The sequence below is a fragment of the Streptomyces sp. A0642 genome (assembly GCF_004795105.1).
GTDB lineage: Bacteria > Actinomycetota > Actinomycetes > Streptomycetales > Streptomycetaceae > Streptomyces.
Map to the genome: position 1 here is coordinate 115,469 of NZ_SSBL01000022.1, position 9,153 is coordinate 124,621.

A 9,153-nucleotide genomic window follows, 5' to 3' on the forward strand; every position below is an offset into this window, starting at 1 on the left:
CTGTGGACCAGGGAGTCAGATCAGCGGTCGCGCTTCTCCTTGATCTTCGCGGCCTTGCCGCGCAGCTCACGGAGGAAGTACAGCTTGGCGCGACGCACGTCACCGCGGGTGATGAGCTCGATCTTCTCGAAGATCGGGCTGTGCACCGGGAAGGTGCGCTCGACGCCGACCTGGAAGGAGACCTTGCGGACCGTGAAGGTCTCGCTGATGCCCGCGCCCTGGCGGCGGATGACAATGCCCTTGAACTGCTGGATACGGGAGCGGTTGCCCTCGATCACGCGGACGTGGACGTTGACGGTGTCGCCGGGGCGGAACGCCGGGACGTCGGTGCGCAGCGAAGCGGCGTTGACGTCATCGAGCAGGGAAGCCATGGTGTCTGCTTTCTTCGCCGATGCCACAGGTCATCGACGGGAGAGTGATGAATGAGGGTGCTGATCGCGTCGGACGGGCGTCGTTCCCCCTGTGGCAGGGGCGCACGCGGACGTACAGCAGCGGCCTATTCTTCCACGGCCGGGGGCCTGCGCCAAAATCGGCCGCCGGGCTCCGGTGACCAGCCGAGGATCGAGAGCATCTCGCGGTCCTTCTTGTCGAAGGCGCTCGCCTCGCAACGCTCGATCAGATCGGGGCGGTTGAGCGCGGTACGACGGAACGCCTCGTCCCGGCGCCAGCGCGCGATCCGCCCGTGGTGGCCGCTGAGCAGCACGTCCGGGATGCCCCGGCCACGCCACTCGGGCGGCTTGGTGTAGACGGGGCCCTCCAGCAGATTCGCCATCGCGCCCGGGGCGAAGGAGTCGTCCCGGTGCGACTCGGCGTTGCCGAGAACGCCGGGCAGCAGCCGGGCCACCGCCTCCGTGATCACCAGCACCGCGGCTTCGCCGCCGGCCAGCACGTAGTCGCCGATGGACACCTCGACGACCGGCATCCGGGTGGCGTACTCCTCCGTCACCCGCCGGTCGATGCCCTCGTAACGCGCCGGGGTGAAGATCAGCCAGGGCCGCTCGGACAGCTCGACGGCGAGTTCCTGGGTGAACGGCCGGCCGCTCGGCGTGGGCACCACGAGCACCGGGGAGTGCGCCCCGGCCTCGTATCCGTCCGCCAGGGTCGTATCCAGTGCGTCGCCCCACGGTTCGGTCTTCATGACCATGCCGGGGCCGCCGCCGTAGGGAGTGTCGTCGACCGTGTTGTGGCGGTCGTACGTCCACTCCCGCAGATCGTGCACGTGCACGTCGAGGCGCCCGCGGGCGCGGGCCTTGCCGACCAGCGAGACGTTCAGCGGTTCCAGGTACTCGGGGAAGATCGTGACGACGTCGAGGCGCATCAGTCGTCTTTCCCGGATGAGCCGGCCGGGCCTTCCGCGGAACCGTCGGCCGCCGCGTCCTCGTCGCGCGAGGACACCACGATCGCCTCGCTCTCGTCGATCAGCCCCGGCGGCGGCGTGATCACCGCGCGCTGCTCCTCCAGGTCGATCTCGGTGACGATCTCCTCGACGAACGGGATCATGACCTCGGTGCCGTCGGGACGCTCCACGATGAAGAGGTCCTGGGACGGCAGGTGCGTGATCTCGGTGATGCGGCCGATCTCGGTGCCGTCCGCGAGGACCACGTCGAGGTCCATCAGCTGATGGTCGTAGAACTCCTCGGGGTCCTCGGGGAGCTCCGACGGGTCGACCTCGGCGATGAGCAGCGTGTTGCGCAGCGCCTCGGCGGCCGTACGGTCCCGTACGCCCTCGAAGCGCAGCAGCAGCCTGCCGCTGTGCACCCGGCCGGTCTCGATCGTCAGCGGCCCCGTAGAAGCCGGCTCGGTGGCCAGTACGGCACCGGGCCCGAGCCGGAGCTCCGGCTCGTCCGTGCGCACCTCGACGGTGACCTCGCCCTTGATGCCGTGGGCGCGACCGATCCGCGCGACTACCAACTGCACCTTGTGTCTCTCCTGTCGTACGACGACGGGCCGGGGCGGGCGCATGGCCCTCCCCGGCCCGTGCCGGTGTTCAACTCTGTCAGCGAACCTGATCCACATCGACGAGGTCGACGCGGATACCACGGCCGCCGATGGCGCCCACGACGGTACGCAGCGCGCGTGCGGTGCGACCGTTGCGGCCGATCACCTTACCGAGGTCATCGGGATGGACCCGAACCTCGAGCACACGTCCACGGCGCAGATCACGCGAGGCGACCTGCACGTCGTCGGGGTTGTCGACGATGCCTTTCACGAGGTGCTCGAGAGCCTCCTCGAGCATGCTCAGGCCTCGGTCGACTCGGCGGGCGCGGCAGCGTCAGCAGCCTCGTCCGCCTTCTTGTCGGCCTTCTTCGCCTTCTGCGTGATGGCCTCGCCCTTGGACTCCTCGCCGGCGTCCTTGGTGAGGGCCTCGAACAGGGCGCGCTTGTCGGGCTTGGGCTCCGGCTGCAGCAGCGGCGCGGGGGCCGGGAGGCCCTTGTGCGCCTGCCAGTCACCGGTGAGCTTCAGGATCGCGAGAACCGGCTCGGTCGGCTGGGCGCCGACGGACAGCCAGTACTGCGCGCGCTCTGCGTTGACCTCGATGCGCGAGGGGTTCTGTACCGGGTGGTACAGGCCGATCTCCTCGATGGCCCGGCCATCACGGCGGGTACGGGAGTCGGCGACGACGATGCGGTAGTGAGGCGAACGGATCTTGCCCAGACGCTTCAGCTTGATCTTGACTGCCACGGAAGTGGTGTCTCCTGGTCTCTGACGTGGTTGGGCACAACTAGATGCCACGTGGGGTTGCGGTACTTGGGGTGCCCGATGGACGCGTCAGCCGGAGGAGAGAGGGGTCCTATGCGACTGTCGAGTACAGCTAGCCATTGTGCCACACCCCATCGCCTCACCCCACCGCGACCACTGCCTCCGGGATCCGGAACGGCTTCCCGCAGCCGCCGCAGACGATCGGGGCCTGGGCGAGGACCGACGGGACGACGCGCACGTTGCGACCGCAGTCGCAGACGGCCTTGACCCGCACGCCTCCCCCGGAGGAACCGTGCCGGGCCGCGGGCCCGCGGAAGGAGCGCTTGGTGTCGGCGGCCGTGGCCACGGTGTGCGCCTTGAGGGCGCGCTGCAGCCGTTCCATCGTCGGCCGGTACCGGCGCTTGGCCTCGGGGTTGAGCGTGACCAGCGAGAACCCACTGCTGGGGTGGGGCTCCTCGGCGTGATCGAGGCCCAACTCCTCGGCGATCGCGAGGAATCGGCGGTTGTGGTATCGGCCGGCGCGGGAGGTGTCGCGGACACCTCGGGCGGCGGCGATGCCGTGGACTGCCTCATGGAGCAGTCGCTCGAAGGAGAGTTCGGCGCCACAGGCGGACGAGGACTCTCCGATCAGGGACTCGGGTGCGGCGAGATCGGGCAGCTCGGAGTGGTACCGCTGAATGTCGGCCCACGCCTGTGCCAGCTCTGCGGCAAGTACAGGTGGTGTCGTGCTCACGTCGTGACAACGAGCGCGAGTGCCCCGGTGTTCCGATTCCGGGCCATCCCAAATAATTTGCACGTACCAGTCAGTTGCCGTTCCTGCGTCCTGACGAGGGCGGGTGCGCTGATCTGCGGAGAAGACGCACAGCTCCCACCAAGGTGGTACGTAGCGCCGTGTACGCCCCGGCGCGTAGACGGCGCGTACGCCCGCCCGTCGAGGGGGTGGGCGCGGGGCGCGCACACCGACACTACCCAGCGGTCCGCGCGCCCCCGCGGACCCTCCCCAGCAGCGCCGCAGGCACCGCGGGGCCCGGCCGGGAGCGCTCGACGTGCCCACCCTCGCGCGCCGGGTGAAACTGGTACCGCAGCGCGGGAAAGCAGAACCTCCGGGCGCCCATGTCCCACGGGCGTCCCGCCCCGGGCGCATCGCCGGCCGCCGCCGCGGGCAACCATTGCCCGTAGACCCCTGGACGCGGCGGCGGATGCGCAGTTCTCTGGCATACGGGGGAAGCGCGGACGTACGGCCACGGGGAGATCGTCCATCAGCACACCGATCGGTTTGACCGGCATCTCGGCGGATTGGGGCGCATTCCATGACACCTACGCTCGTCCGGCACCACACGCAGGCGGAGCCGTCCGCGTCCGTGGACACCGGGTCCCGCGCCCGTGACTGGGCCGAGATCCAGGAGCGGATGCTCGCTCCGCTCTATGAGGCGGTGTACACGCGGCTCGAGGTCGGACCCGCCACGCGGATGCTCTCGCTGGGCTGCGGCTCCGGGCTCGCACTGCTGATCGCGGCGGCCCGGGGGGCGCACGTCACCGGCGTCGACACCGACCTCGAACGCCTGGCTCTCGCCCGGATGCGGCTGCTGCCCGGTCCGGAGGGCGAGGGCGGACCCGGCTCCGCCGGTCCGCGGCTCCTGGAGTCCCTTCCGGCGCCGGCGGCCGGCCACGAGCCCTACAGCCTGATCACCGCGTTCACCCCGATCGGCTGCTCCCCGGACGACGCGGACGAGCTGGTGCGGACGCTCGGGGCCGCGGTGCCCTCGGCGGCCCGGGGCAGCACGGTCGTCCTGACCGGCTGGGGGCCGCCCGAGCGGTGCGCCACCGATGCCGTGCTGCGGGTGGCCACCCGGTTGGCGGAGGGCTCGGAGCCGGCGGGGGGCGCGAGCGGACGCGGAGCGCGGAGGGACGACCTGGAGAACGTGGCGTTCCGGTCCGGGCTGAAGCCGGACGGCTCGGGGCGGGTGGCGTGCCCGTTCGGCTACGCGGACGTGGACAGTGCGGTGAGGGGCCTGCTGTCGACGCGGCTCTTCGACGCGGCGGTGCGGGCGACGGACCGGTCCCAGGTGGAGAAGGAGGTGGCGGAGGCGCTGCATCCCCATCTGCTCCGGGACGGCACGGTCTGGATGCCCAACGTGTTCCGCTACCTCATCTGCACCACGTAGGGCTCCTGGGCAGAGGTCTCGCGAGAACGCCCGAGGGGGCGCCCGCTGCGACGCGGGCGCCCCCTCGGGCCGTGACTCGGCGGGCTGCTCAGCCCATGAACTTCTTGAACTCGTCCGGCAGCTCGAAATCTTCGGCGGGCCGGCCGTCCTGACCGGCCGGGAGGCCGAGCGCGCCCCCCTGGGCCGCCTGCTCGCGGCGGGCCGCAGCGGCCTGCTCCTCGGCCTTGCGCTTCATCGGGTTGCCGCTCTTGCGCTTGCCCTTGGCCTGCTTGACCTGCTTCTTCTGCCGGCCCGGGCCGCCGCCCATGCCCGGCATCCCGGGCATCCCCGGCATGCCGCCGCCCTGCGCCATCTTCGACATCATCTTGCGGGCCTCGAAGAACCGCTCGACCAGGTTCTTCACGGCGCTGACCTCGACACCGGAACCCTTGGCGATACGGGCCCGCCGCGATCCGTTGATGATCGTGGGCTCGGCGCGCTCCTTCGGGGTCATCGACTTGATGATCGCGGCGGTGCGGTCGACGTCGCGCTCGTCGATGTTGTTGATCTGCTCCTTGATCTGCCCCATGCCGGGCAGCATCCCGAGCAGCTTGGAGATGGAGCCCATCTTGCGGACCTGTTCCATCTGGGCCAGGAAGTCGTCGAGCGTGAAGTCCTTCCCGCCCTTGCTGGACGCCAGCTTGGAGGCCATTTGAGCGGCCTCTTCCTGGCTGAAGGTCTTCTCCGCCTGTTCGATCAGGGTGAGCAGGTCACCCATGTCGAGAATGCGGGACGCCATACGGTCGGGGTGGAAGGCGTCGAAGTCCTCGAGCTTCTCACCGTTCGACGCGAACATGATCTGCTTGCCCGTGACATGGGCGATCGACAGGGCCGCACCACCGCGGGCGTCACCGTCGAGCTTGGAGAGCACCACGCCGTCGAAGCCGACGCCGTCGCGGAAGGCCTCGGCGGTGTTGACCGCGTCCTGGCCGATCATCGCGTCGACGACGAAGAGGATCTCGTCGGGGCTGACGGCGTCGCGGATGTCCGCGGCCTGCCGCATCAGCTCCTGGTCGATGCCGAGGCGGCCGGCGGTGTCGACGATGACGATGTCGTACTGCTTGGACCGGGCGAACTCGATCGAGTCCTTGGCGACCTTGACCGGGTCACCGACGCCGTTGCCCGGCTCGGGGGCGTACACCGCGACACCGGCGCGGTCGGCGACGACGCTCAGCTGGTTCACGGCGTTGGGGCGCTGGAGGTCGCAGGCGACGAGCAGCGGGGAGTGGCCCTGGCCCTTGAGCCAGACGCCGAGCTTTCCGGCCAGCGTCGTCTTACCGGCGCCCTGGAGGCCCGCGAGCATGATCACGGTGGGGGCGGTCTTGGCGAACCGCAGCCGCCGGGTCTCGCCGCCGAGGATGGAGACGAGCTCCTCGTTGACGATCTTGACGACCTGCTGGGCGGGGTTCAGCGCCTGGGAGACCTCGACGCCGCGCGCCCGCTCCTTGACGTTGGCGATGAAGGACCGGACGACGGGCAGCGCGACGTCGGCTTCCAGCAGGGCGATACGGATCTCGCGTGCCGTGGCGTCGATGTCCGCCTCGGACAAGCGGCCCTTGCCCCGGAGGTTCTTGAAAGTCGCGGCAAGGCGGTCGGAGAGAGTATCGAACACGGCGCTCGTCGGTCCTCAGGGTCGGGGGCGGGTCAGCTGGTCGTCCCCCAGGGTATCCGGACGCCGGAGAACGCAAAGCCCTCGCCCGGTTTACGTGACGGGCGAGGGCGGCCTCACCGCTCAGCCGAGCGCCTTCTCGATCTCCCCTGCCAGCTGCGCGGCCCGCTCCGCGGACAGCGGCTCGCCGTCCTCGTCGGTGACGTAGACGGTGTCCACCGCGTTCGCGCCCAGCGTCGACACGTGCGCGCTGCGCACCCGTACCGCGCTCTGTTCCAGCGCCCGGCCGATCCGGTGCAGCAGGCCGGGTGCGTCCTGGGCGCGCACCTCGATGACGGTGGCCAGCCGTGAGCCGGCCGCCGCGACGGTGACCCTCGGCGGGGGCGCCTTCACCCCGCGGCGGCGCGGGTAGGCCGCTTCCCGCTCGGCCAGCCGGGCCTGGATGTCCAGCGAGCCGTCCAGGGCGCGGACGAGGTCGGCGCGCAGCCGGGACGCCTGGGGCAGGGACCCGTACTCGGCCGCGACGCGCCAGCTGAGGAGCAGCAGGTCCGCCCTCTCGCCGAGCTCCGTGGGCAGCTCCACGGCCCGCAGGTCGGCGGCGCGGACGGTGAGGCGGTGCAGGGCGAGGACCCCGGCGGCGGCGGGCAGGACGCCGGGCCGGTCGGGGAGGGCGATGAGGAGTTCGACGCCGACGGGCTCGGGACCGCCGTCCTCGTGCGGCGGCTCGGGCTGGGTGTGCAGGGCGAGGACGGGTTCGCCGGTGCGCAGGGCCTCGACCGCCAGGCGCTCCTGTTCGGCACTGGGCGCCTCGGGCGCGGGTTCCTCCGGCGCCTCGCCGGCGAGGACCGACGCGACGCGTCTGACGAGGTCGGTGACGAGGGAGGCGCGCCAGGTGGACCAGGCGGCGGGCCCCGTGGCGAGCGCGTCGGCCTCGGTGAGTGCGTGCAGGAGCTCCAGGGTGGCGGCGCTTCCCACGGCCGTGGCGACGGAGCGGACGGTGGCGGGGTCGTCGAGGTCGCGGCGGGTGGCGGTCTCGATGAGCAGCAGGTGGTGGCGTACGAGGGTGGCGATGACGCCCACGTCGTGCTGGTCGAAGCCGATCCGGGCGGCCATGTCCCGGGCGATGACCTCACCCGCGACGGAGTGGTCGCCGGGCCAGCCCTTGCCGATGTCGTGGAGCAGGGCCGCGACCAGCAGGAGGTCGGGGCGTCCGACGCGGCGGGTGAGGGAGGAGGCGCGGACGGCCGCCTCGACGAGGTGGCGGTCGACGGTCCAGGTGTGGACGGGGTTGCGCTGGGGCCGGCAGTGGACCCGTTCCCAGTCGGGCAGGAGCCGGGTGATGAGCCCCTCGGCTTCCAGGGCCTCCCAGACGGGGACGGTGGCCTCGCCCGCTCCGAGGAGCGTGACGAGTTCCTCCCGGGCCTCGGCGGGCCAGGGCACCGGCAGCGGCTTGGCGGCGGTGGCGAGGTGGCGCACGACGTGGCGGGAGAGCGGGAGTTCGGACTGGGCCGCCGCGGCCGCGGCCCGCAGGACGAGGACCGGGTCGCGCTCGGGCCGGGCGGTGCGGGCGAGGACGACCTCGCCGTCGGCCTCGACGACACCGTCGGCGAGCGGGGTGCGCTCGGTGACCGGGGCACGGCCGCCGCCCAGGATGGCGCGCAGCCTCGGGCGGACCGAGCGGGCGCGCAGTACCCGGTTGACCTCGCGCCAGGTGACGTCGGTGGCGTACGAGACGGTGCGGGCGGCCTCGTAGACCTGGCGCAGCAGGGCGTCGGCGTCCAGGAGGCCGAGGGAGGCGGCGACCTGGTCCTGTTCCTGGAGGGCCAGGCGGTCGGTGGCGCGGCCGGTGGTGAGGTGGAGGGCGTCGCGGGCGTCGAGGAGGACGCGGCGGGCCTCGGCGAGGCCCTCGCGGGGGGCGTCGGCGACCCAGGAGGCGGCGACGGCGCGCAGGGCGGTGGCGTCACGCAGCCCGCCCCGGGCCTCCTTGAGGTCGGGCTCCAGGAGGAACTGGAGCTCACCCTGGCGCTCGGCCCGTTCGCGGCAGAGCTCGTCGAGTGCGGGCAGGCGCTTGGGGGCCTGGTTGCGCCAGTCGGCGAGGATCGCGGTGCGCAGGGAGGCGACGAGGCCGAGGTCTCCGGCGACGGGCCGGGCGTCGAGGAGGCCCAGCTGGACCTTGAGGTCCTCGCCTGCGGTCTTCCTGGCCTCGGCGGGGGTGCGTACGGAGTGGTCGAGGGCGAGGCCCAGGTCCCAGACCGGATACCAGATGCGGTCGGCGAGGGCCGCGACCGCTCCGGCGTCGGCGGTGCCGTCGTGCAGGAGCAGGAGGTCGAGGTCGCTGCGCGGGGAGAGCTCGCCCCGGCCGTAGCCGCCCACGGCGACGAGGGCGGCGCCCCGGACGCCGGCGTGTTCGGCGGCCGCGGCGAAGAGGGCGGTCAGCCATGTGTCGGTGAGCGTGGCGAGGGCCGCACGGCGCGGCGGCCCGGACTGCTCCTTCTCCTGGAGAAGGAGCAGCCGGGCCGCCGCGTAGCCGCTGGGTCCCGAGTCCTCTGATTCGGTGGTCACTTCGATGCTCGTCACCCAGCTGCCTTTCCGTGTGCGGAACAGTCGGTCAGAGTGCGTCCGGGCCGCGTTCCCCGGTGC

Annotated in this window: 9 protein-coding genes; 1 reads left to right on the forward strand and 8 read right to left on the reverse strand. The window is 71.9% G+C overall.

Features of this window, described 5'->3' with window-relative positions; all coding sequences use genetic code 11:
• Window positions 1-20 precede the first annotated feature (20 nt).
• The 6 genes from rplS to E6R60_RS28775 form a co-directional block, all read right to left on the reverse strand.
• Window positions 21-371 (reverse strand): 50S ribosomal protein L19, encoded by a 351-nt coding sequence (rplS, locus tag E6R60_RS28750; RefSeq protein ID WP_136329605.1) that lies wholly within the window; start codon window positions 369-371, stop codon window positions 21-23.
• A gap of 125 nt (window positions 372-496) precedes the next feature.
• Window positions 497-1,318 (reverse strand): tRNA (guanosine(37)-N1)-methyltransferase TrmD, encoded by an 822-nt coding sequence (trmD, locus tag E6R60_RS28755; RefSeq protein WP_136329606.1) that lies wholly within the window; start codon window positions 1,316-1,318, stop codon window positions 497-499.
• Entirely contained in the window at window positions 1,318-1,917 is a 600-nt protein-coding gene (rimM, locus tag E6R60_RS28760; RefSeq protein ID WP_136329607.1) for a ribosome maturation factor RimM, read from the reverse strand. Before rimM ends, trmD begins: the two co-directional genes overlap by 1 nt.
• A gap of 79 nt (window positions 1,918-1,996) precedes the next feature.
• Window positions 1,997-2,236 (reverse strand): RNA-binding protein, encoded by a 240-nt coding sequence (locus tag E6R60_RS28765; protein WP_014153811.1) that lies wholly within the window; start codon window positions 2,234-2,236, stop codon window positions 1,997-1,999.
• 2 nt (window positions 2,237-2,238) lie between these two features.
• A complete protein-coding gene (gene rpsP, locus E6R60_RS28770) occupies window positions 2,239-2,682 on the reverse strand; it encodes a 30S ribosomal protein S16 (protein WP_136329608.1) in 444 nt (147 codons plus the stop codon).
• A 157-nt stretch (window positions 2,683-2,839) separates the two neighbouring features.
• The gene (locus E6R60_RS28775; protein WP_136329609.1) at window positions 2,840-3,433 is read right to left on the reverse strand and encodes a hypothetical protein; all 594 of its coding nucleotides are present in this window, start codon (window positions 3,431-3,433) and stop codon (window positions 2,840-2,842) included.
• 577 nt (window positions 3,434-4,010) lie between these two features.
• Here E6R60_RS28775 and E6R60_RS28780 point away from each other — a divergent pair.
• A complete protein-coding gene (locus tag E6R60_RS28780) occupies window positions 4,011-4,865 on the forward strand; it encodes a methyltransferase domain-containing protein (protein ID WP_136329610.1) in 855 nt (284 codons plus the stop codon).
• 88 nt (window positions 4,866-4,953) lie between these two features.
• Here E6R60_RS28780 and ffh read toward each other — a convergent pair whose 3' ends face one another.
• Both ffh and E6R60_RS28790 read right to left on the reverse strand, forming a co-directional pair.
• Complete coding sequence (gene ffh / locus E6R60_RS28785) at window positions 4,954-6,516, reverse strand: signal recognition particle protein (protein WP_136329611.1); 1,563 nt, start codon at window positions 6,514-6,516, stop codon at window positions 4,954-4,956.
• 120 nt (window positions 6,517-6,636) lie between these two features.
• The gene (locus E6R60_RS28790; RefSeq protein ID WP_136329612.1) at window positions 6,637-9,090 is read right to left on the reverse strand and encodes a [protein-PII] uridylyltransferase; all 2,454 of its coding nucleotides are present in this window, start codon (window positions 9,088-9,090) and stop codon (window positions 6,637-6,639) included.
• Window positions 9,091-9,153 lie beyond the last annotated feature (63 nt).

Bases quoted from the DNA above. Each gene is read 5' to 3' on its own strand.
- rplS (WP_136329605.1), bottom strand. From the start codon at position 371: ATGGCTTCCCTGCTCGATGACGTCAACGCCGCTTCGCTGCGCACCGAC.
- trmD (WP_136329606.1), bottom strand. From the start codon at position 1,318: ATGCGCCTCGACGTCGTCACGATCTTCCCCGAGTACCTGGAACCGCTG.
- E6R60_RS28765 (WP_014153811.1), bottom strand. From the start codon at position 2,236: ATGCTCGAGGAGGCTCTCGAGCACCTCGTGAAAGGCATCGTCGACAAC.
- E6R60_RS28780 (WP_136329610.1), top strand. From the start codon at position 4,011: ATGACACCTACGCTCGTCCGGCACCACACGCAGGCGGAGCCGTCCGCG.